This window comes from Arthrobacter sp. LjRoot78, assembly GCF_964254335.1.
In the GTDB taxonomy this organism is placed as follows: domain Bacteria; phylum Actinomycetota; class Actinomycetes; order Actinomycetales; family Micrococcaceae; genus Arthrobacter.
In genome coordinates this window covers 523,977-546,175 of the sequence record NZ_CAXUTG020000001.1, presented here as the reverse complement: position 1 = coordinate 546,175, position 22,199 = coordinate 523,977, and the positions used below count along the sequence as shown (strand labels likewise).

Sequence of the window (22,199 nt, the reverse complement as noted above, 5' to 3'; positions counted from 1 at the left end):
CATAAATTGCCATTAGGTTGCGAGGGCGGCCGCGCGGCCGGGGTGGGGTGGCCGGGACGGGCGGCCCGGATTCAGCCCGCGGGGAGGAGCCGTCCGCTGGAGCCCCGCAGCACCAGCTCCGTCTCGACGCGCAGCGTCCCCGCCGGGTCACCCGTGCCGTGCAGCAGGTCAAGGAGCAGCGTTGTGGCGCCGGAGCCGCACTCCCCCAGCGGCGAGCGGACGGTGGTGAGCGGGGGTGTGGTGAAATCCGCCCCGAAGATGTCGTCGAAGCCCACGATGCTGATCTGGTCCGGCACCACCATGCCCGCAGCCTGGAGTTCCTGCATAAGGCCGATGGCCAGGAGGTCGTTGTACGTCAGCACGGCCGTGGCGCCGCTGGCGCGGACGTCGCGCGCTACCTGCCTGCCGCCGTCGACCGTGGGTTTGCTCGATTCCAGCCGTACGGCTTCCAGCCGGGACCACTCGCAGGCGGCCTGCACGCCTTCCCAACGGCGGGCGGACATCCACGACTGCGGCGGCCCGGCAACAAAGGCAACCTTCCGGTGGCCGTTCGCGGCCAGGCTGCGGACTGCCTCGCTGATGCCCTTGTTCACGTCGGGCACCACGCAGGGCACGCCGTCGACCTCGCGGTTGATGACCACCACCGGCTTGTCGCGGGCGAGGGCGCGGATGTCGTCGTCATCCATGCGCGGGCTGGCCAGAATGAGGCCGTCCACGGTGGCCATCATGCGGCGCGCCGCCGTCAGCTCGGTAACGGCGGACTCAGCGGACTCGGCCAGCACCAGGGTGTAGTCCCGCACCGTGGCGGTGGTTTCCGCGCCGCGGATGATGTCGAAGAACGTGGGGTTGGTGATATCCGCGACGATCAGGCCGAAGGTGTTGGTCCGGCCGGTGGGCAGCGCCCGGGCAAACGGGTTGACCTGGTAGTTCAGCTCGGCGGCGGCGTCCTCGATGAGTTTCTGCGTCTTGGCGCTGACCCGGCCCGGCTTGCTGAGCGCCCGGGAAACCGTGGACGGATTGACGCCGGCAACCTTGGCAATGTCGTAGATTGTGGCGTTGGATTTGCCGTCCCGGGCGTGCTTCTTCGCCGGAGCTGTTGGGGCGGCAGCGTCCGGCGTCTTGGGTTCAGTCACCGCCCCATCCTAACGAGGAACACCCCAACTGGGTCGCAGTTAATGTCGTTTTCAGGGCTCAAAACGACATTAACTGCGAGATAGTTGGGCTTGGGATGGCCAGCGGTTGCCGCGCCGGCCACGACCCGGGCTACGAACGCTCGGGGAACTTGCCTTCGTCCGCGATGCGCTTGTTCAGCTCGGCCAGGAACACGTCCTCATCGAAGTCCAGCCCCACTTCGGTGCCGGTCCAGCTGGAGAGGTGGATGGCGTTGGCGAGGCGGACACCGTTGATGCCGTCCGATCCCGGGGCAAGCAGCGGCGTGCCGTCCAGGATGTTGGCGGCAAAGTTCTCCAGGACACCGGCGTGCTGGCCGCCCCATACGGACTCGAACTCGATGACTTCGGTGGTGTAGTACTCCGCGGGATTCAGCTCGCCCATAAAGAGCTTGCGGACATCATTCATGTCCATGGCGTCGCTGAGTTCGCGTTCGGGCTTCTTCAGGCGGGTCACCGTTGCGGTCTTGGAATTTTCGACGACGATCTTGCCCTGGTCGCCCAGGATCTCGAAGCGGTCGGTTCCCACGAGGTCGTGCGTGGCCGTGACGAAGACGCCGGTGGCGCCGTTGCCGTAGTCCACGACGGCGGTGACTTCATCCTCCACTGCGATGTCGCGGCGGAAGCCGTAGGCAACCTTGGAGTAGACGGACTTGGGGACGCCGCAGATCCACTGCCACAGGTCCAGCTGGTGCGGTGCCTGGTTGACCAGGACGCCGCCGCCTTCGCCGCCCCACGTGGCGCGCCATTCGCTGGAGTTGTAGTACCCCTGCGGACGCCACCAGTTGGTGATGATCCAGTTGCTGCGGCGGATGCTGCCGATCTCGCCGTTGTCGACGATTTCCTTCAGCTTCTGGTATAGCGGGTTGTTGCGCTGGTTGAACATGATGGCGAAGGACAGCTCAGGCTTGCCAGCGGCAAACTCGTTGAGCTCCTTGACCTGCTTGGTGTAAACGCCGGCCGGCTTCTCCACGAGCGCGTGGATGTCGCGCTTGAGCGTCTCGATGCCCATCTCCGGGTGCAGGAAGTGCGGCACGCAGGTGACGACGGCGTCCACGTCGCCGCTTTCCAGCATGGCGATGTAGTCATCGTAGAAGGGAACGTCCGGGTACGCGGCCGAGGCCAGGTCCTTCTTCGCGGGATCGATATCGCAGATGGCGCCGATCTCCATGTTGGGGACCAGGCCGTCCGTGATGAACTTGGCGTAGGCGCCGCCCTGCTGGCCCAGGCCGATGATGCCGAGGCGTACTTTCTTACTCATGTGCTGATTCTCCGTAGTCAGTCGGTGCGGTCTAGAAAAGGTTCGAGTGGCCCAGAGCCACGAGGTTGTCGTACGAAGTCTGCAAAGCGTCCCAGACGGTGCGGCCGTAGAGCTCGTCCTGCTCCACCAGCATGTACTCGGCGCCGGCAGCCTGCGCGGCGGGGATGATGGAGGCGAAGTCCAGGTTGCCTTCGCCTACTTCCGCGAACTGGACAACGTTCTTGAATTCGGCCATGAATCCCATGATGTCCCCGGAATCGAGCATGTCGAAGGAGGCTTCGGGCAGCTCGCCGATCCGGTAGTCCTTCAGGTGCACCATGGCGGTGCGGCCGGCGTACTTTTCCAGTGTGCGGACCGGGTCAAGCCCGCCGCGCTGCACCCAGTGCACGTCGATTTCCATACCCATGGCCGGGGAGTTCTCGGCGATGATGTCCAGCACGTACTTGCCGTCGAACTTCGCGAACTCGATGTGGTGGTTGTGGTAGTACAGGCCCAGGCCCTGTTCCTGCAGGCGCTCAGCGTATTCGTTGGCCTGCTTGGCGAAATCCACCACGGCACCGATCGACTTCATGGCCGGGAAGGGCAGCATGCCGATCCGCAGGAGCTTTGAGTCCAGCCGCTTGGCGTCGTCCACGATCTTGTCGAAGTGCTCTGCCAGGGAGTCGCCAGGGCGGCCCTTGGGGGTCTCCGTCGCGACGGACAGCGCCGCGATGTCCATGCCCAGTTCAGTCCGGGAGCGGTCCAGCTCGGCGACGTTCTCCGGGGTCATCGGGATCTGGGAAATCTCGACGGCGTTGTAACCGATCGCGCTGACCTTGCGGAGCGTCTCGAACGCCCCCACCTCGGCGAAGCTGTCTCTGAGCATCATCGCCTGTACGCCAATTTTGGCCACTGTGTTCCTCCGTAATGTTCCGGACCCTCGAGGGCCGCTTTGCTGTTATTGCTGCTGCCGTGGCTGACGCCCGGTGTCAGGCGAGCGCGCCGGCCTGTTCGGTCTGTTGCCGCTGGATGTCCAGCAGGCGGTGGCGATCCGCCCGGCGTTGTTCCTGCCGGTCCGGATCGGGTACTGGGGACGCCAGCAGGAGACGCTGGGTATAGGGATGTTCGGGGTCGCGGGTCACCACTTCGGCAGGTCCCTGCTCGACGATTTCGCCGTGGTACATCACTGCCACACGGTGGCTGATGTGCCGGACCACGTCAAGGTCGTGCGAGACGAACAGGTACGAAACTCCGGTGTCCTTCTGGATCTGAAGGAACAGGTCCAGCACGCGTGCCTGGGTGGAGAGGTCAAGCGCGCTGACGGGTTCGTCGCAGACGATCAGCTTTGGCGAAAGGGCCAGTGCCCGGGCAATGGCCACGCGCTGGCGCTGGCCGCCGCTGAACTCCCGCGGCAGGCGGTGGATGGCATCCGAAGGCAGCCCCACCTGGTCCAGGAGTTCCCTGACGCGCTTCTTGGCGGCAGCCTGTTCCATGCCCTGCACGCCAAGGGGTTCGGCCAGGATGGCGCCGATCTCCAGGGCCGGGTTGAGCGAGGTGTAAGGGTCCTGGAACACCACCTGCAGGTCACGGCTCAGGGTCCGCCGCTGCCTGCGGGTGGCGTGGCTGATGTCCTTGCCTTCGAAGGTGATCTTGCCGCCCGTCACCGGCGCCAGGTCCAGGACCGCACGGCCCAGGGTGGTCTTGCCGGAACCGGACTCCCCCACCAGGCCGAGGGTCTCGCCCCGGCCGATGGTGATGTTGATGTCAGTCAGGGCCCGGAAGGGCTTGGCCCGGAACTTCTTGCTTGGGTATTCGACAACCAGGTTGTCCACCATCAGAAGCGGGCCCGTGGGGAGCGGGGCAATTTCGTTGACTTCAACAGTGCTCACGCGAGCGGCTCCTTCTGGCTGGATACAAGCATGGACATGGGGGTTTTGCCTTCCAGCATCGACGCCAGGAGGGTCTGGGTGTAGGGCTCCTTCGGGTTGCGGAGGATGTCGCGGACGGATCCTTCCTCAACCAGGCGGCCGTTCTGCATCACGGCCACGCGGTCGCAAAGGTCGGCCACCACGCCGAAGTTGTGCGTCACCAGGATCACGCCGACGCCGAGGCGGCGCTGAAGGTCACGGATGAGGTCCAGGACCTCGGCCTGCACGGTGACGTCCAGGGCCGTAGTGGGCTCATCGGCAATGATGAGGTCCGGTTCGCAGCTGATGGCGCCGGCGATGAGCACACGCTGTGCCATACCGCCGGAGACTTCGTGCGGGTACGCCCTGAAGGTGCGGTCGGGGTGGACAATTCCGACGTCGGACAGCAGCTTCATGGCACGTTCGGTGGCTTCCGCCTTGGAGATTCCCAGGACGCGCACCATCGGCGTGACCAACTGGTAGCCGATGGTGAAGGCCGGATCCAGGTTGCTCATGGGTTCCTGCGGAATGTAGGAGATCCGCTTGCCGCGAAGCTTGGACAGCCGGTCCTGGTTGACCTTGTCGTCGCCCGGGGCCACGGTGTAGTTGCCGTCGAACTGGATGGCGCCGCCCACTATACGGGCGGTGTCAGGCAGCAGGCCAAGGATCGAGAACGCCGTCTGGGACTTGCCCGATCCGGACTCGCCCACGATGCCCAGGATTTCGCCGCGGTCCACGTGGAAGGAGACGTCGTCCACTACCTTCTTGACCGAGCCGTCCGCCTGCGGGTACCCGACGCCGAGGTTGGTCACCTTGACCAGGTGGTGTTCGGTTCCGGCTTCGACGGCGGCAAGGGTCTTGCGCGCTACCTTAGAGGCGCTGGCTGAAGCAGCGGCTTCCGCTGCATGGACCTTCTTCTTGCGATGCTTGATCTTCTCGCCGTCTTCCAGGGCATCGCGGATGGCATTGCCAAGGAGCACCAGGCCGCCGATGGTGAGCGCCATAGCCAGCGCCGGCCAGAAGAGCAGTGTCGGGTTCAGGTAGACGTTCTTGAAGCCCTCGCTGAGCATCACACCCCAGGTGGCTTTGGAAGGGTCGCCCAGGCCAAGGAACTCCAGGCCGGACTGGATGGCGATGGCCACGCCGGCGATGGCTGCAGTCTGAATGATGATCGGTGCCCGGACCACGGAGAAGATGTGGCGGACAATGATGCTCCAGTCAGACAGCCCTGACACGCGGGCGGCGTCGACGTACAGCTCGTTGCGGACCGACTGGACGGCGGTCCGAGTCAGCCGGAAGTAGGCCGGGCTGATCAGGATGCCGAAGGCAATCATGGAAATCCAAACCGACGGACCGAAAGCGGCCCGGATGGTGAGCAGCACAATCAGGCCGGGGAGGCTCATGGTGATGCTGACCATCCAGTTAGAGACTGCCTCGAATTTCCCGGAGTAGTAGCCGGCGATCAGCCCGGCCGGCAGGCCGATGGTGATGGCAACCCCGGCGCAGAGCAAGGCGGAAAGGAGCGTCAGCTGGGCGCCGAAGAGAAGCCGGCTCCAGACATCGCGGCCGGCGCTGTCCGTGCCGAGGATGTTCACGGCATCCGGCTCGGCCAGGGTCTTAGCAATATTCGCGTAGTTCTCATCGAACGGCGCCAGGACGGGAGCCAGGACGGCGAGCACGGAGATGGTCAGCAGGATCAGCAGCGCGGCGATGCCGAGCGGGTTCCTGACCAGGCGCCGGATCACTGTGGAGCGGACCACCGTGCCGGACTGGCCCGTGGGCGGGGCGACGGCGACGGCGCTGTCGGCGACAGCCGCTGTTTCTACAGAATCGCTCATGACACACGTACCTTCGGGTTCAGCCAGCCATTAAGAATGTCCACCAGCAGGTTCACCACAATGACGACGACCACCGTGTACATCACGACGCCCATCACCACCGGAAGATCCGTCTGGGTGGTTGCCGTGACCGCCATCGGCCCCATACCCGGGAGGGCGAAGATCTGCTCGATGATGACCACACCCCCGAGCATGCCGATCAGCTGCAGGCTCAGCACGGTCAGTCCGGCCGGGGCGGCGCTCCGCAGCACGTGCTTGAACAGGATTTCGCGCTCGCCGATGCCCCGGCTCCGCAGCGTGCGGACATAGTCCCGCTCGAGCTGCTTGATGACGGCGCTGCGGATCTGCTGCGCGCCGCCGGTGACTCCGTTGATCAGCAGGGCGATCACCGGGAGGGACATCGAGTAGACCCAGGCGTCCGCGCCGGAGTCCGGTGAGATGGTGCTCGTGGCGGGGAAGAGGCCCAGCTGGATGGCCAGGATGGTGACCAGGATGACGCCGATGACGAACCCCGGAACGGAGTCGCCGATGATGGCGCCAACCTGGACCACCCTGTCCACCCAGCCGCGCTTGACTGCAGCGGCTACACCGATCAGTGCGGCGCAAATGGCGATCAGGATCATTGCTACGAAAACCATGGTCATGGTGACCGGAATCCGGCTGGCCAGGGAGTTGGCTACCGGTTCGGAGGTGAACCAGGATGCGCCAAGGTTTCCAGCCAGGGCATCGCCCACCCAGGCGAGGTAGCGGACAACGAGTGGCTGGTCCAGTCCCAGCTCCTGTTCCTTCAAGGCCACTTGTTCAGCGGTGGCCTGGTCGCCCAGAATGTTCCGGGCGATGCTGCCGCTGGACATATACAGCAGGAAGAACGTGAGCGCAGAGACAACAAGCAGCACCACCGCCCCGCTGCCCAGCCTTTTCGCAATGAACCTGATCATGGTGCCCTACTTGGCGGGTGAGTAGTTGTAGATGGACGGGACGGCCTGCTGGATCTGCGGCGTTACCTCAACCTTGGAGTTGTGGTAGTACATCTGGTTCACACGGAACAGCGGCGCGAACCATGCCTGCTCCACCACGTACTTGTTGACGTCCTGGGCCAGCTTGCCGGCGTCGGCTCCACCGGCGCGCACTGCCTCGATCTCCTTGTCCAGCTCCGGGTTGGCGTTCTTGAACGGGTTGTAGAGCGCCTTCGTGGAGATGATCTGGTTGATGGCAACCGTCGGCTCGCCCTGGAAAAGGGAGAAGTACATGGTGGTGAACTTCTGGGCTGCAACATCCGAGGTGAAGGTATTCGTGATCGCAGCGCCGACATTGAGCGTGATGCCCACATCAGCCAGCTGCTGCTTGACCACGGAAATCTGGGTTTCGAAGTTCGGGACGGCGGGGATTTCCATCGTGAATCCGTTTTCGTAGCCGGCTTCCTTGAGGAGCTGCTTGGCCTTTGCCGGATCGTAGCTGTAGTGGTTTTCCAGCTCTTCGGTCCAGGCTCCGCTGGCCTTGCCGAACGGCTGCGACGTGGGAGTGCCCTGGCCCAGCATGACCTGGTCGAGGATGGTCTTGCGGTCAAACGCGTAGTTGACGGCCTGGCGGACCTTGACGTCCTTGAGCGCAGGGTTCTTGGTGCCGTCGCGATCAAGCAGCAGCAGCCCCTGCCAGTCCACCTCGTTGGCGGCGAGCTTCATCTTGGCGCCCTCGGCCTGTTTGCCCGTCTTGGGGTCCAGGATGGTGGCGTCCACCTGGCCGGAGACCAGGGCATTTGTGCGCGCCGTGATGTCCGTCAGGATCTTGAACGTGAGCTTCTGGTACTTCTGCAGGTCCTTGTTCCAGTAGTCCTTTCGCGCTTTGAACACGGTCTGGGAATCCTTGACCGAAGCGGCCTTGTCCATGACATACGGTCCCGAGCCGGCGGGTTCGGTCTTGATCCCTTCGGTACCGAGTGCCTTGGGGCTGCCCATCAGGCCGGCGGCCTGGCTGAGGAAGTACTCCAGGGCAGGGTCCGGGACGGAAAGGTTGATGTCGATGGTGTCCGCATCCACCACGGCCACGTCGGAGACTGATGCGAGCTGGGCCATCTGCGGGCCGTTGGCCTTCTTGAAGTGGTCCATGTTGGCTTTGGCAGCCTCGGCGTCGAACTTGGCGCCATCGCTGAAGGTGACGTCCGTGCGCAGGTCAACCGTCAGCTTGGTGTTGGCCTCGTTGTACTTCCACTCGGTGGCAAGCATCGGACTGAGCTTTCCGTCCGGCTCGCGGAGGATCAAGGTGTCGTACACAGCCTGGTAGGGCTGCAGGACGTGACCCACGTGCGCCTGGGCCGGGTCCCAGGAGCGTACGTCCTGGATGGTGCCGATGGTCAGCGCAGTGGCAGCAGCGGCTTTCGGGCCGGAGTTTGCCGTCCCGCCGCATGCGGTCAGGGCGAGCGCCGCGCTGACGGTGAGGGCGGTTGCTACCGCCTTGGGACCTAACTTCATTGTTGGCTCCTTGGATCTGTGGAACGGGAGACTTGCAGAGTAAGGCCGGTGTGGCGTAGGCCACACCGGCCTTGTGAGACTCACAGTACGCATTGTTGCTTCGTTTGGCAACCGATTGTCAAAGATGTTGCAGAATTACTTTTCGAGGGCGGGAATGAAACATTCTCAGGCCATCTGATGTCCGACAACCGGTTGCTTCAGTGGCCTCAGGACACCCTGTCAGCCGACTCCGGGTAGCTCTGCCGGTAGACATCCTTGATGATGCGCAGTGATTTTTCGGCCTCTGCGGGGCTGATCCAGAACGGCTCCGGGTCATCCAGCCGGCCGTAAAAGTCGTTGATCAGCAATTCGTGCGAGACCCCCCAGTAGGACCGGCCGCCTGACTCGCTAGTGCGCTCCGGAATGACATCCACGCGGCCGTCCGCATGCGTCACCGTAAGGTCGCCGCGCAGGCTCAGGACCGCCTTTTCCGTGACCACATCAAGCGTTACGGGGGCGTTGTAGGCATTGGCCAGGGTGGCGTAGAACGCGCTCCGGACCCCGCCCTCATGTTCTGCGACGAACTCCGCGGTGTCCTCCACTTCGATGGCACCGGCCAGGAAGCGGGTGGAAGCGTTGCCGGTGACGGACACGACATCCCCCACCAGCCACTGAAGCAGGTCCACGGTGTGGATGGCCTGGTTCATCATGAGACCGCCACCGCCGCCTGCCCAGGTCCCGCGCCACGGCCGGCTTTCGTAGTACTCGGCGGAGCGCTGCCACATGACCGTTGCGGAGGCCCCCACCACCGCGCCCAGCTCGCCGGACCGCAGGAGGGCGTGCATGGCCTGCGACGTCGCGTTGTACCGGTTCTGGAAGCACACCGCGATTTTCGCGGTACCTGCTGAGGCGGCCTCGACCAGCCGCCGGCCCTCCGCCAGCGTGTGGGCCAGCGGCTTTTCGACGATCACATTGACGCCGCGTTCCAGGCAGTCCGCGGCCAGCGAGGCATGCTGGTCGTGCGGGGTGCAGATGTGCACAACGTCCGGCCGGACCGCCTCGATGAGGCTGAGGTGGTCGGCGAAGCCGGGGACGCCATGGGCGGCCGTCGCGGCCGCCAGCCGGTGCGGATCCGAATCGCAGACCGCAACCAGCGTGGCGCCGTCGAGCTTTGCCACCGCTTCGAAGTGCACGGCGGAAACATCGCCGCAGCCGATGACGGCCACCGTCGTGCTCAAGAGAGTTCAACCCCGTTCTTGGCAGCAAGCGCCGCGAAGGCCCGGGCCGCGATGCCGAACGCAACCGGGCCCGAGAAACCGCCCAGCTCATGGGCGCTGGCCAGGTGAGGTTCCAGCGAGGCGAAGCCGGTGAAACCGTCCGCCTTCAGCGCGGCGATGGTGGCTTCCAGTTCGCCGTCGCCCTCGCCGGAGGGAACCACTTCGCCGGTGCCGGCCAGAGCGTCCTTCACCTGGAAATACTCAAGGTACGGCCGCAGCATGGCATAGCCGTCGGTGTACGGCTTAACGCCCACCTGGACGAAGTTGGCGTTGTCCCAGGCAATGCGCAGTGCCGGGGAATCCACGGTCTTCATGAGGTCCAGGACCCGCTCGGGAGTGTCACCGAAGATGCCTTTTTCGTTTTCATGCAGGAGCACGACGCCGGACTCCGCAGCCAGCGCTGCCAGCGCACCCATGCGGACCATGACGTCGTCGCGGATGTCTTGGGCGCTCTGGTCCCCGGCGCGGTAGAAGGAGAAGATCCGGATGTATTTGGTGTCCAGGCCCTTGGCCACGGAAATGATCTGGCGCAGCCGGTCCAGTTCGTGTTCCACCGGGAGGCTCACGTCCACCTTGCCGATGGGGCTGGCGACGGCCGAGACCTTGAGGCCCTTTTCATCAAGAATTTCCTTGAGGGCCGCGACCTGCGGCGGTTCAAGCTCGGAGACGCTGGTACCCCAGGCACTGCGCACTTCGATGTGGCTTGCCCCCAGTGCCAGCAGGACCGCGGCCTGCACCGCAGGATCCGGATCTATCTCGTCCCCGAAACCTGAGAGGGGCCAGACTGCGGTGGTTGTTTCGCTCACGCGGATCTCCTGGGGCTCGCGGCCGCCGCGCCGGGCAGCTGTCATTCAGGCTCCAGTGCGGTGACGCAGTTCACAAACGGTGTCCAGCCCAGTTTAGCCAGCCGGATCCCGCATGACAACCGGTTGCCAAACTTTGACAATCTGTGGCATCCTTTGCAGAACGGTTCTGTGGCGGCAGTCACAGGCCCGCCTACCCGACCCGGCCGTCACGGCCCGGCCACCACGTTCAGAGAGGAGCGCCGTGGCTACGACGCAACCAGCAGCTGTGGACCGCCCGCCCACCATCCACGACATTGCCGCGCTCTGCGGTGTGGCGGCCTCTACCGTGTCCCGGGCGCTCTCCACGCCTGACCGTGTCAACATCAGGACACGGCAGCGGATCGAGGCGGCCGCGGCGCAGTTGAACTACATCCCCAACAGCCAGGCCAAGGCGCTGAGCTCCGGCCGCACCGGCGCAGTGGGAGTGCTGGTTCCGGACATCACCAACCCCTTCTATTTCGACCTCATCCGGGGCACCCAGCTCCAGCTCAAGGCGGCCGGATACACCCAGCTGCTGGTGGACACGGAGGAATCCGATGAGGTGGAGGCCAGCACCATGGAGCAGCTGCGCAAGAGTGCTGACGGGATTGTGGTGGCCGCCTCCCGGCTGAGCGACGACGCCCTGCTCGCGGCTGCGGCGAAGATGCCGATGGTCACGGTCAACCGCGACGTCCCCGGCGTTCCCGCCGTCCTCATTGATACCCCGTCAGCCACCAGCCAGGCCCTGGACCACCTCGTTTCGCTGGGCCACACGCGCATCGCCTACATCGCCGGACCCGCAACGTCGCAGTCCAGCACGCGGCGCTGGACGGCCCTGTCCGAGGCAGCCAAGGAACGCGGCGTGGAGGTGCGCAGGCTGGGGCCCTTCGCTCCCAAGACGCAGTCCGGCGCAGCAGCCGCGGACGCCGCCGTGCACAGCGGGGTGACTGCCTGCATCGCGTTCAACGACCTCATCGCCATCGGAATGCTCCAGCGCCTCCGCGAACGAGGCATCCGTGTTCCGCAGGACATGAGCATTGTGGGCTGCGACGACATCTTCGGCGCTGACTTCTGTAATCCGCCACTGACCACCATGGCCTCCCCGATCGAACAGGCCGGCCGCGTGGCAGTCTCCATGCTGCTGGCCCAGCTGAACCCGCTGGCGGGAGGCGGCACCCGCAGCCGTTCCGTGATGCCCACGCATCTGACCGTCCGCGGCTCCACCGGGCCTGCGCCGACGCCGGCTGCGCCGACGCTTGGGACACAGTAATTCCGGGGCTGATTCAGGCAGACACAGTTGAGCATGGTTGACACTGCTGACTAGTCTGGATCACATGCGCGAACTCCAGGCCAGGATCATTGAAGAAATGGGCGTCCAGCCCCGGATCGACCCCGCCGGGGAGGTGCGCAAACGCGTCACGTTCCTGAAGGACTACCTCAAGGCCACAAATACCAAAGGCTTCGTCCTGGGCATCTCCGGAGGCCTTGATTCCTCGCTCGCGGGACGGCTTGCCCAGCTGGCCGTTGAAGAGCTCGCGGCGGAAGGGACGGACGCCAATTTGGTGGCGGTCCGTCTCCCCTACGGCGTGCAGCACGACGAGGACGACGCCCAGGCCGCCCTGGACTTCATCAAGGCCAAGACCGAGTGGACGTTCAACATCTCCGCTGCGGTGGACGGCTTTGAGGACGAATTCGAGAAGACCGTGGGCAACGGTATCTCCGACTTCCACAAGGGCAACACCAAGGCCCGCACCCGCATGATCGCGCAGTACGCCCTCGCCGGCGAGCACAACTACCTGGTCATCGGTACGGACCACGGCGCCGAGTCCGTCACCGGCTTCTTCACCAAGTTTGGCGACGGCGGCGCGGACATCCTGCCTCTGTTCGGGCTGAACAAGCGCCAGAACAGGGCACTCCTCGCCGAGCTTGGCGCCCCTGCCCGGATCTGGGAGAAGGTGCCCACGGCAGACCTGCTCGACGGCAAGCCCGGCCGCACGGACGAGGACGAGCTTGGACTGAGCTACGACCAGATCGACGACTACCTGGAAGGCCGCGACGTCCCGGACGCCGTTGCCGAATCGATCGAGCAGAAGTACCTCCGCACCCGCCACAAGCGCACTGTCCCGGTCACCATCTTCGATACGTGGTGGAAGTAGCGCGGCTCGACTCCTACGGAATAAGCACGAGCTTGCCCCGGACGTGGCCGGCCCGGCTGATGTCCAGCGCCCGCGCCGCGCCGGTGAGGGGCAGCCGTTCCTGGATGTTGAAACGCAGCTTTCCGTCGGCGCCCAGCCTGGCAGCTTCCGCCACCCTTCCGTCGAGCAGCCGGAGCGGGGCAATTCCGGCGGCGTTGGATACCTTCCCGGGCACCGTGGTCACCGCGGTGCCGTGGCCGCCCAGCAACGCGACCGTTGCCGCCGTCGACTCCTCCCCGCCAACGGTGTCCACCACCGCGGTGATGCTGCCCAGGGAGCGGACGCGCTCCACGAGCCCGTCGCCGTAGGTCACGGGCTCGGCTCCGAGCCCGCGCAGATACTCATGGTTCGGTTCCGACGCAGTGCCGATGACGCGGGTGCCAAGGTTCCGGGCAATCTGGACGGCTGCCGAGCCCACGCCTCCCGCCGCACCGTGGACCAGCACCGTATCCCCCGGACCGGCCCCCAGCTGGACCAAGGCGGAATACGCGGCACCTCCGGCTATCGCCATGCATGCTGCCTGCTCGACGTCCAGGCCCGCCGGTTTGGGCGTGAGCTGGCCGGCCGGAAAGTTGGCAACGGAACGGTAGCCGCCGACGATCCCGTTCCAGATGACATCTTCGCCCACCCCGAAGTCTGTGACCCCGCTGCCGACAGCCGTGACCTTTCCCGCCGCTTCACAGCCCGGAACCGCGGGCAGCTGCAGCGGGAAGAACCGCTCCAGGTAGCCGGCAACAACCTTCCAGTCCACCGGGTTGACGGCGACGGCTCGGACGGCCACCTGCACTTCGTCGTTGCCCGGCGGCGGCAGCTCCTCCTCAGCCGGGGTGACCACGTCGGGGCTGCCAAATTCCGCAAACTGCATTCTGACGCCCATAGGTTCAGTCCCTGACTTCCACAGTGCCCTTCATTCCCATGAAGTCGTGCAGGGCGCAGATGTAATCAAACTCTCCGGCCTTGTTGAACTTCACGGTAAAGGTGCTCTTAGGCAGCATCAGGCCGGAGCTGAGGTCCCCGCCGGTGAAGTCAGCGGGATCGCCCACGGCGGCAAACTCATCTGCCGGTTCCTCACCGAAGGTGACAGTGTGCGGGGCTCCCATGCCGTCATTGACGAACGTCACCGTGTCGCCAACATGCACCACGATGTGGTCGCGGACGAACCGCATGAGCATGGCCGTCTCATTGTCAGTTCCCGCGATGACGGTGTGGTTGTCGGCTTTGGCCCGCGCCGCCTCCCACTGGTCCTTGCCGTCCCGCAGGATCTTCCGCTCCTGCTTCTGTGACTGACGGTCATACTGCGACTGAGTGTACGGGTAGTCTGTCCCGGCCACCCGCACATGCACGGTGCCCTTCATGGCCATCCCGTGGACCAGGCAGTAGTACGTGAACTCGCCGGAATCCGGGAATTTCAGGGTGTAGCGTCCCACCTCGTTGAAACCGCTGTCGGAAACGTTGGTCATCACACCGGAGTTGAAGTAGGACTTTCCATCGTAGGACTTTCCGCCCTGCTGATTCACGTATTGCGGATTGGCCGGGTTGAACGGCTGCGTGGACTCCAGCGACTGGCCTTCAGCGAGGAAGGTGACGGTGTGGATTTCCGCTGAGTTCGCCTTCCAGGTGATTTTGTCCCCGGCATTGATGTAAATATTTTCGGGGAGGAACGACATCCCCTGAATCGCCTGGTCCGATGATTCGGAACCGACCTGCACAGTCCAGGTCCGGGCTGACTTTCCGCCGTCGGCGACGGCGATGCCGCCAAGTGCCACGGGCATTAGCAGCGAGATTAACGCCGCCACGAGGGCGCGCACCAGGCGCGGAATGTGGCGGCTTTCTTGGTGGAGAGCCATAAGACTCATTCCTTCGTTGTGTTCCCTGTTTTTCGTCTACGCCGGGAACCGGTCGGCCGGTTCCGGCACTCTCCTGCGCCCGCGCCTACCCAGGCTCGGGCGGGTCTGCAGTCACTATGCTCCGGCGGCCCGCCCGCGCTCCCCTGAGGGATGCGACTGTAGATTCGTTGGCCACGGAGAAGACCGGATGACGCCAGCGTCATGGCGGCCGGTCCGGACGGTTGGACATCGCCGTTGCAGTTTAAATCGTGCTCCGGGGCGCACCATTTGTCGATAGTCCGGCGCAATCGTCCGGGCGCTAGGAACGGCCCTGCGAACGGGTCAGCAGCGTGGAGATCCGGTGCGCCTCCTCCAGCAGGAGGCGGCCCAGCATCTCCTGCCTGCCGCCGCGGAACCGCGGCTCAATCCCGGTCAGCGACAACGCCCAGGCCGGGCGCCCGCGCTGGTCGAATACCGCTGCGCCCATCCCCCAGCTGCCCTCCAGCACCAGTCCGGGGTTGACCGAGTAGCCGGCCTGCCGGGTCTTGGCCAAGTTATCCCGGACCAGGGCTTCGGTGTGCGCCGCAGCAAAATTGCCCGCCTGCGTGGGCCAGTCCGCCAGAAGCTCCTCCTGCTCCGCCTCAGGCAGGAAGGCCATGATCGCGGTTCCGGCAGACGCCACCCCCAGCGGGAAGCGGACGCCCTCGTGAAGCACAAAGGAACGCACCGGGAAGCTGCCCTCCTCGCGGAGCAGGCACACCGTTTCCGCTCCGCGGCGGATGGAGAAGAACGCGCTTTCGCCGGTCTCCTCGGCGAGCCGGCGGAGGCTGGGCCGGGCAATGTCCTCGAGCGGAAAGCGGGCTGAGGCAACGGAACCCATCAGCAGGATCTCCGGTCCCAGCACCCAGTTTCCGCTTTGCGGGTCCTGGTCCAGCAGGCCTTCGGAGGCCAGCGAGGAAAGCAGCCGGTGCACGGTGGGGCGCGTGAGCCCGGATTCCCTGACGAGTTCCACGAGCGGGGAACCTTCCGGTTTCCGTCCAACAATGCGCAGCAGGGACGCGACACGGCTGACGACTTGTGCGCCTTGGACCGGTAATGAAGACATCTTTTTTCCTCGCAGTTTACGTTTAATCTGCCCAGACCATCCATATTATGGACACTCACCAGCCTACCGTCCACACTGTAAAAACGGCATCTTTTAGGCCTAAATCGTCCATTGACAGCCCCCATTTCGGCACCGTAGGCTCCAACAGCAGAAGAACAGTCCACAAAGTGGATTGCGTCACGAGCTCAATGAGGAGATGCGATGTCAAAGCTGAAATCCGGAGCGGCCGCCGCGCTGCAGGACGTACTGCGGGACGGCATGACGCTCGCCGTCGGAGGCTTTGGCCTCAGCGGCATCCCGGCGGACCTGATCGAGGCGGTGCGCGATTCGGGCGTCAAGGACCTCACCGTGGTGTCCAACAACATGGGCGTGGACGGCAAAGGCCTCGGCATCCTGATTGAGGCCGGACAGGTCCGCAAGGTGATCGCCTCCTATGTGGGCGAGAATAAGCTGTTCGCCGAGCAGTACCTTGCCGGCAAGCTGGAGGTGGAGTTCACCCCGCAGGGCACCCTGGCCGAGCGCCTCCGCGCCGGCGGTGCCGGCATTCCGGCTTTCTACACCAAGACCGGCGTCGGGACCCTCGTCGCCGAAGGCAAACCGCTCGCCGAGTTCGACGGCGAAACGTACGTCCAGGAGCGCGCCATCCGTGCCGACGTCGCCCTGGTGCACGCGCACACCGCCGACACCGACGGCAACCTGATCTACCGCTACACCGCCCGCAACTTCAACCCGGTGGTGGCCACGGCCGGCGCCGTGACCGTCGCGGAGGCCGAGGTCATCGTCGAACCCGGCCAGCTGGACCCGAACAACATCATCACCCCCGGCGTCTTCGTCCAGCGCCTTGTCCAGGCCAGCGGCCGGGTCAAGGACATCGAACAGCGGACGGTTCGGCCCCGCGCTTCCGAGCCCGTTCCCGCCTGAACCGCCCCGCCACACAGCGCGAACGAACACTTAAGCCCCAAGACTTCAAGACCCAAGGAGAACCCCATGGCCTGGACCAGGGACGAAATGGCTGCCATCGCGGCCGAAGAACTGAACGACGGCGACTACGTGAACCTTGGCATCGGCATCCCCACGCTGGTCGCCAACAACCTGCGCGACGGCGTCCGCGTGGTCCTGCAGAGCGAGAACGGTCTGCTCGGTATGGGACCATTCCCCTACGAAGGCGACGAGGACGCCGACCTCATCAACGCCGGCAAGCAGACCGTTACGGTCCTCCCCGGCGGCAGCATCTTCGACTCCGCTGCCTCCTTCGGCATGATCCGCGGCGGCCACGTTAAGGTCGCCATCCTGGGCGCCATGCAGGTGTCCGGAGCCGGCGATCTCGCCAACTGGACCATACCCGGCAAGATGGTCAAGGGCATGGGCGGCGCCATGGACCTGGTGGCCGGCACCCCGCGCGTTGTGGTGCTGACCGAACACAACGCCAAGGACGGCACCGCCAAGATCGTCAAGCAGTGCACCCTTCCGCTCACCGGACTGAGCTGCGTGGACCGGATCATCAGCGACCTCGCAGTGTTTGACCTTGACAAGACGGACGACGGCGTCCGGCAGCTCACGCTGACCCGCCTTGCCCCGGGCGTCTCCGTGGAGGAACTACGCGGTAAGACCGAGGCCCACTTCGACGTCGCCCCCTCCCTCGACGCAACCCCGATCATAGAAGCCAGCACCCTTGAAGGAGCCATCGCATGAGCCTGCGCGAACAGTTCGGCAAAGACGTCCTGCTGACCGGCTGGGGCCACAGCCGCTTCGGCAAACTCACGGACGAGACCCTGGAATCCCTCATCGTCCAGGTCGCCACGGAGGCGATCGCCAACGCCGGGATCGAGCCGGGCCAGATTGACGAGATCTACCTCGGCCAGTTCAACTCCGGCATGATGCCGCTGGCGTTCCCGTCCTCGCTGGCACTGCAGGTTTCGGAGCAGCTGGCCAACGTCCCGTCCACCCGGGTCGAGAACGCCTGCGCCTCCGGGTCGGCCGCGTTCCAGCAGGGCACCAAGTCACTGCTCGCCGGCACCGCCAAGACCGTGCTGGTCATCGGCGCCGAAAAGATGACGCACGCCGGGGCCGACGTCGTCGGGGCGGCACTGCTGGGCGCCGACTACGACACGGCCGGCAAAGCCTCCACCACCGGCTTCACCGGCCTGTTCGCCGAAGTGGCCAAGCACTACGAGAAGCGCTACGGACCGGTGTCCGACGTCCTGGGCACCATCGCGGCGAAGAACCACCGCAACGGTGTGGACAACCCGTATGCCCAGCTCCGCAAGGACCTCGGCGAGGAGTTCTGCCGCACTGTTTCGGACAAGAACCCGATGGTGGCCGATCCGCTGCGCCGCACTGACTGCTCCCCCGTGTCCGACGGCGCCGCCGCCGTCGTGCTGTCCGTCTCGCCGACGGGCGGGGCAACCGCCCCGGTGCGGCTCGCCGGTTTCGGCCAGGCCAACGACTTCTTCCCGGGGGAACGCCGGGACCCCACCGCGTTCGCAGCGACGCGCGCGTCCTGGCAGCGCGCGCTGGGGATGGCCGGCGTCGGGCTTGACGACCTGGATTTCGCCGAAGTGCACGACTGCTTCACCATCGCCGAGCTGCTGATGTACGAGGCCATGGGACTGACAGAACCGGGCCAGGGTACCCGCGCCATCGAGGAGGGCTGGGTGTTCAAGGACGGCAGGCTGCCCATCAACGTCTCCGGCGGACTCAAGGCCAAGGGCCACCCCGTGGGCGCCACCGGCGTCTCGCAGCACGTCATCGCCGCGATGCAGCTCACCGGGACCGCCGGCGACATGCAGCTGGCCAACCCGCGCCGGGCTGCGGTGCAGAACATGGGTGGCGTCGGGATCGCCAACTACGTCAGCGTCCTCGAGGCCGTCTAACCGGAGTCTTCCCCCGCCATGACCTTCTTTTGTCCACAGGCCGCGCCCGACACGCGCATGTACTCGCGTGTCGGGCCTTGTGGCCGTCGAAAGAAGGTCGGGACGGCGCTAGGCCGTCTAGCCCCACCCATGTAAGTAGCAGCAGGTGGGCTAGCCGCCCCGGATCATGGCGGCGATCCCGCTGAACCCCAGCCGCTCAGCATTTTCCAGCGCGGTGCGTCCCTGGGGATCCCGGATGCCGGGGTCGGCGCCGGCTTCGAGCAACAACCGGACCACGTCCTGCTGCCTGGGACCGCCGTCGTTGAGCAGGATGGCTTCCTGCATAGCGGTCCAGCCGAGGTTGTTCACGTGGTTCACGGGCACGCCGGCAGCGATGAGGATCCGCACGGTGTCCACATGCCCGTGTTCGCTCGCGGGGATGAGCGCCGTTCCGCCGAAGCGGTTGGTGCTGCGCACGTCCGCCCCGGCTGCCAGGGTCAGCTGCAGCACTTCGTTGAAGCCCTCGGCCCCGGCATAGAGGAACGCCGAGTCCTGGATGGCGTCCTTGGCATTGACGTTGCCGCCGGCCCGGATGAGCTCCGCAACGGCACCGGCGTCATTGGCTTTGGCCGCCCGGATGAGCCGCTGGTCGAGCTCCGCCTGCGCCCCAGGGGGCAACGCCGGCGGAGCCACTGCCGACGGCGTTGCCGTGGGCGTCGCGGGAGTGACGTTCACGGTCGACGGCGGGGAGTCCAGCCGCTCCGGCTGTCCCGGACTCGCCTGGCAGCCAGCTAGGAAAGCTGCCATGCCGCCGGTGGCTACGAGCACAGCCAATCGGCGCCTGCTCGACGTCCTGCGCCAGGTCCTGGACCGCCCCATGAACCAGAGCCTACTTCGCGGTTCCGGCGGCCGCAGCGGCGATGGCCTCGGCGCCCGCCGTTGCGCAGGCTTCGTCCAGGGCACCGTCGGGGGCGCCGCCTACGCCGATGCCGGCCACGGACACCCCGTTGACCTTGAGCGGGACGCCGCCGGCAAGGAACAGGGTGCCGGGAAGGTCTGCGATGCTGGGGCCGTTGCCGTTGATGCGCTTGGCGAGCTCACTGGTGGGCGTTCCGAAGGCGGCAGCGGTGTAGGCCTTCTGCTGCGCCGCCTCGATGGTGTGCTCGGCTGCATTGTCGCCGCGGAGGAGTGCCTGGACGGTGCCGAACCTGTCCACCAGGGCCACCGTCACGAACGGCAGCTTGTCGGCCTGGCACTTGGCGAGGGCGGACTTGACGGCGTCCGCGGAGGCACCCACGCTGATCCGGTTCTGCGCCACCACGGTTTCTGGCGCCGGCTGGACATCGACGGCGGGCACCGCGCCGGCAACCGCTGCCGGCGCAGCAACAGGTGCGGGCACGGCGTTGGCCGCAGCCGTCAGCCCGCCGGTCAGGAGCAGCGCTCCGGCGGCGGCAGCGGCGGCGATCTTGTTGGACTTCTTCACGGGTTCTCCTTGGATATGAGCATCAGGGGCTTGCGTTTTCCGGTGACCTCAGCGGCACTGCCCGGGTTCGTTCCCGGGCCTCGAATCCATCCTTCCGGCCGGGGACGGAGCCGGCATCCGGCAATGGTCTGCCGCAGGCTCCCCCATCGGGCTGGACGTATCAGCCAAAAGACTGAGAGACCAATAACGGCGCGGGCCCTAGCATGGTGAAGAGAACTCCTCCACCGGAACCGGACCCCCATGCCCTCCTTACCACCAGCCCTTCGGACACCGCTGGGCCGCATTGACGCCGTCGTCCATCTTGGTTTTGCCGTGCTGCTGGTGGCGTCGGCCGTCCGCTACGTGATGCGCCACAGCCCGGCGGACAACCTGTGGGTGCTGGCTCTCGCCGCGGCGGTGTGTTCGCTCTATGCCGTGATCGCCGTGCTCTCACAGCGCAGGCGGCCGTGGGCGGTGTGGATGTTCGCCCTGGTGGCGCTCTGGGCAGTGCTGGTGATTGCGGCCCCCAGCTTCGCGTGGTGCTCGTTTGCGCTGTTCTTCCTCTGCCGGACCGCGTTCACCGGCTGGGTGGCCTACCTGGCGGGGGGCGCGACGGCGGCGGCCACGGCCGTCGGACTGTTCCGGCTGAGCGGCGGCAGCGATGTTGCCATGCTCCTGGGGCCCGTGGCCGTGGGCGTCATGCTTACGCTCATCTATGACCGGATCGAGCAGGACGCCGCCGAGCAGCGCCGGCTGCACGCCGAGGTGTCCCTGGCCCAGGGGCGGCTGGCGGCCAGCGAGCGCCGGGCCGGCACCATCGAGGAGCGCGAACGCGTGTCCCGGGAAATCCACGACACCGTGACGCAGGGCCTGGCCAGCAGCCTCCTCCTGCTGGAGGCCGCGAACCGGTCGTGGCCCAACCAAGCCGCGCGCGACGACGTCCTCAGCGCCAGCGGGATGCTGCGCCGGAACCTCGCTGACACGCGCAGCCTGGTCCACGAACTCGCCAGCCCCGGCCTGGACACCGCGCCGCTGCCTGACGCCCTGAGCCAGGCAGCTTCCCAGTACCTCCCGGGCGTGCGCCTGCTGGTCACCGGCGAGCCGCGCGCCGTCCCCGCCGATGTCCGGCACGCGCTAATACGGGTGGTCCAGAGCGCCGCAGCGAACACGCATTTGCACGCAGCGGCGGCGAACGCCACCGTGACGCTGGGCTTCCTGCCGGGCGCCGTCACTTTGGATGTGTACGACGACGGCGCCGGTTTCGACCCGCTGTCGCTGGCACCGCCGTCGGACGCCGGAGGCTACGGCCTCCGGGCGATGCGCCAGCGGGTGGAGCAGCTGGGCGGAGTATTTTCGGTGGAAAGCAGCCCCGGGGAAGGGACGATCGTGGCCGCGCAACTGCCCACGGGTGACGAACAGTGAAGCCCATCACCGTGCTGCTGGTGGACGACCATCTGGTGGTCCGCAGCGGTCTCAAGGCGCTGCTGGGAACGCAGCCGGACATCGAGGTGGCGGCTGAGGCGGCTTCCGGCGAGGACGCCCTGGCCCTGGCGGAGCAGCTCAGTCCTGCGGTGGTGGTGATGGACCTGGCGATGGGTCCGGGCATGGACGGAATCGAGGCCATCAAGCAGCTGCGCCGGCAAAACGCCAGGCAGGCCGTGCTGGTGTTCACCACGTATGACTCGGATGCCGACATTGTCCGGGCCGTCGACGCGGGAGCCATGGGCTACCTGCTCAAGGACGCGGCACCGGAGGAGATTTTCGCCGCCATCCGCGGGGCGGTGCAGGGCAAGAGCGTGATGAGCGCACCCGTGGCGTCGCGGCTATTCCAACAGCTGCGGAACCCGGACGAGATCCTGACGCCCCGTGAGGCGGAGCTGTTGAGCCTGCTGATTGAAGGCCTCAGCAACAGGGAGCTCGGCCGGCGGCTGTTCATCTCCGAGGCCACCGTGAAAACCCATCTGGCGCACATCTATGCCAAACTCGGCGTGGAGACCCGGGCCGCGGCGATTGCTACTGCGATCCGGCGCGAGGGAATGCGCTAGCGGATCCTTGCC

The 22,199-nt window shown here is 65.9% G+C and carries 21 protein-coding genes; 7 read left to right on the top strand and 14 right to left on the bottom strand.

Going from position 1 to position 22,199, the window contains the following annotated elements:
* Positions 1-71: 71 nt before the first annotated feature.
* The 9 genes from ACSQ1X_RS02665 to ACSQ1X_RS02625 form a co-directional block, all read right to left on the bottom strand.
* A complete protein-coding gene (locus ACSQ1X_RS02665; RefSeq protein WP_055801139.1) occupies positions 72-1,133 on the bottom strand; it encodes a LacI family DNA-binding transcriptional regulator in 1,062 nt (353 codons plus the stop codon).
* 130 nt (positions 1,134-1,263) lie between these two features.
* The gene (locus ACSQ1X_RS02660; protein WP_436056555.1) at positions 1,264-2,430 is read right to left on the bottom strand and encodes a Gfo/Idh/MocA family protein; all 1,167 of its coding nucleotides are present in this window, start codon (positions 2,428-2,430) and stop codon (positions 1,264-1,266) included.
* A gap of 31 nt (positions 2,431-2,461) precedes the next feature.
* Positions 2,462-3,322 (bottom strand): sugar phosphate isomerase/epimerase family protein, encoded by an 861-nt coding sequence (locus tag ACSQ1X_RS02655; RefSeq protein ID WP_436056554.1) that lies wholly within the window; start codon positions 3,320-3,322, stop codon positions 2,462-2,464.
* A gap of 76 nt (positions 3,323-3,398) precedes the next feature.
* The gene (locus ACSQ1X_RS02650; protein WP_436059245.1) at positions 3,399-4,244 is read right to left on the bottom strand and encodes an ATP-binding cassette domain-containing protein; all 846 of its coding nucleotides are present in this window, start codon (positions 4,242-4,244) and stop codon (positions 3,399-3,401) included.
* Positions 4,245-4,294: 50 nt separating this feature from the next.
* Positions 4,295-6,154 carry a dipeptide/oligopeptide/nickel ABC transporter permease/ATP-binding protein gene (locus tag ACSQ1X_RS02645; protein ID WP_436056553.1) on the bottom strand — a complete coding sequence of 620 codons (1,860 nt, stop codon included), beginning with the start codon at positions 6,152-6,154 and terminating at the stop codon, positions 4,295-4,297.
* Entirely contained in the window at positions 6,151-7,092 is a 942-nt protein-coding gene (locus ACSQ1X_RS02640) for an ABC transporter permease (protein ID WP_436056552.1), read from the bottom strand. Before ACSQ1X_RS02640 ends, ACSQ1X_RS02645 begins: the two co-directional genes overlap by 4 nt.
* 6 nt (positions 7,093-7,098) lie before the next feature.
* Positions 7,099-8,622: an ABC transporter substrate-binding protein gene (locus ACSQ1X_RS02635; RefSeq protein WP_436056551.1), complete on the bottom strand. Its 1,524-nt coding sequence runs from the start codon at positions 8,620-8,622 to the stop codon at positions 7,099-7,101.
* A 206-nt stretch (positions 8,623-8,828) separates the two neighbouring features.
* Positions 8,829-9,839, bottom strand: a complete 1,011-nt coding sequence (locus ACSQ1X_RS02630) for a Gfo/Idh/MocA family protein (RefSeq protein ID WP_436056550.1) — start codon at positions 9,837-9,839, stop codon at positions 8,829-8,831.
* Entirely contained in the window at positions 9,836-10,684 is an 849-nt protein-coding gene (locus ACSQ1X_RS02625) for a sugar phosphate isomerase/epimerase family protein (RefSeq protein ID WP_436056549.1), read from the bottom strand. Before ACSQ1X_RS02625 ends, ACSQ1X_RS02630 begins: the two co-directional genes overlap by 4 nt.
* 241 nt (positions 10,685-10,925) lie before the next feature.
* On the opposite strand from ACSQ1X_RS02625, the gene ACSQ1X_RS02620 reads away from it, so the two are divergent.
* Positions 10,926-11,972, top strand: coding sequence for a LacI family DNA-binding transcriptional regulator (locus tag ACSQ1X_RS02620; RefSeq protein ID WP_436056548.1), 1,047 nt, complete (start codon positions 10,926-10,928; stop codon positions 11,970-11,972).
* 64 nt (positions 11,973-12,036) lie between these two features.
* On the top strand, positions 12,037-12,858 hold the full coding sequence (nadE, locus tag ACSQ1X_RS02615; protein ID WP_436056547.1) for an ammonia-dependent NAD(+) synthetase: 822 nt from the start codon (positions 12,037-12,039) through the stop codon (positions 12,856-12,858).
* A 13-nt stretch (positions 12,859-12,871) separates the two neighbouring features.
* On the opposite strand, the gene ACSQ1X_RS02610 is transcribed toward nadE, so the two are convergent.
* The 3 genes from ACSQ1X_RS02610 to ACSQ1X_RS02600 form a co-directional block, all read right to left on the bottom strand.
* A complete protein-coding gene (locus tag ACSQ1X_RS02610; protein ID WP_436056546.1) occupies positions 12,872-13,762 on the bottom strand; it encodes an NADP-dependent oxidoreductase in 891 nt (296 codons plus the stop codon).
* Between the two features lie 16 nt (positions 13,763-13,778).
* Positions 13,779-14,744 (bottom strand): plastocyanin/azurin family copper-binding protein, encoded by a 966-nt coding sequence (locus ACSQ1X_RS02605; protein ID WP_436056545.1) that lies wholly within the window; start codon positions 14,742-14,744, stop codon positions 13,779-13,781.
* Positions 14,745-15,042: 298 nt separating this feature from the next.
* Positions 15,043-15,828 (bottom strand): IclR family transcriptional regulator, encoded by a 786-nt coding sequence (locus ACSQ1X_RS02600; protein WP_436056544.1) that lies wholly within the window; start codon positions 15,826-15,828, stop codon positions 15,043-15,045.
* 201 nt (positions 15,829-16,029) lie between these two features.
* Here ACSQ1X_RS02600 and ACSQ1X_RS02595 point away from each other — a divergent pair, with 201 nt between their 5' ends.
* The 3 genes from ACSQ1X_RS02595 to ACSQ1X_RS02585 all read left to right on the top strand — a co-directional run bounded on the left by ACSQ1X_RS02595 (position 16,030) and on the right by ACSQ1X_RS02585 (position 18,701).
* Positions 16,030-16,749: a CoA transferase subunit A gene (locus ACSQ1X_RS02595; protein WP_436056543.1), complete on the top strand. Its 720-nt coding sequence runs from the start codon at positions 16,030-16,032 to the stop codon at positions 16,747-16,749.
* Between the two features lie 66 nt (positions 16,750-16,815).
* Positions 16,816-17,520: a CoA transferase subunit B gene (locus ACSQ1X_RS02590; RefSeq protein ID WP_436056542.1), complete on the top strand. Its 705-nt coding sequence runs from the start codon at positions 16,816-16,818 to the stop codon at positions 17,518-17,520.
* Positions 17,517-18,701 (top strand): acetyl-CoA acetyltransferase, encoded by a 1,185-nt coding sequence (locus tag ACSQ1X_RS02585; protein ID WP_436056541.1) that lies wholly within the window; start codon positions 17,517-17,519, stop codon positions 18,699-18,701. The genes ACSQ1X_RS02590 and ACSQ1X_RS02585 overlap by 4 nt, the downstream gene beginning before the upstream one ends.
* 150 nt (positions 18,702-18,851) lie before the next feature.
* On the opposite strand, the gene ACSQ1X_RS02580 is transcribed toward ACSQ1X_RS02585, so the two are convergent.
* Both ACSQ1X_RS02580 and ACSQ1X_RS02575 read right to left on the bottom strand, forming a co-directional pair.
* Positions 18,852-19,487, bottom strand: a complete 636-nt coding sequence (locus ACSQ1X_RS02580; RefSeq protein ID WP_436056540.1) for an ankyrin repeat domain-containing protein — start codon at positions 19,485-19,487, stop codon at positions 18,852-18,854.
* An 82-nt stretch (positions 19,488-19,569) separates the two neighbouring features.
* On the bottom strand, positions 19,570-20,163 hold the full coding sequence (locus tag ACSQ1X_RS02575) for a GlcG/HbpS family heme-binding protein (protein WP_436056539.1): 594 nt from the start codon (positions 20,161-20,163) through the stop codon (positions 19,570-19,572).
* Positions 20,164-20,403: 240 nt separating this feature from the next.
* On the opposite strand from ACSQ1X_RS02575, the gene ACSQ1X_RS02570 reads away from it, so the two are divergent.
* Both ACSQ1X_RS02570 and ACSQ1X_RS02565 read left to right on the top strand, forming a co-directional pair.
* Complete coding sequence (locus ACSQ1X_RS02570; protein WP_436056538.1) at positions 20,404-21,564, top strand: sensor histidine kinase; 1,161 nt, start codon at positions 20,404-20,406, stop codon at positions 21,562-21,564.
* A complete protein-coding gene (locus tag ACSQ1X_RS02565) occupies positions 21,561-22,187 on the top strand; it encodes a response regulator (RefSeq protein ID WP_436056537.1) in 627 nt (208 codons plus the stop codon). The genes ACSQ1X_RS02570 and ACSQ1X_RS02565 overlap by 4 nt, the downstream gene beginning before the upstream one ends.
* The last annotated feature ends 12 nt before the right edge of the window (positions 22,188-22,199 follow it).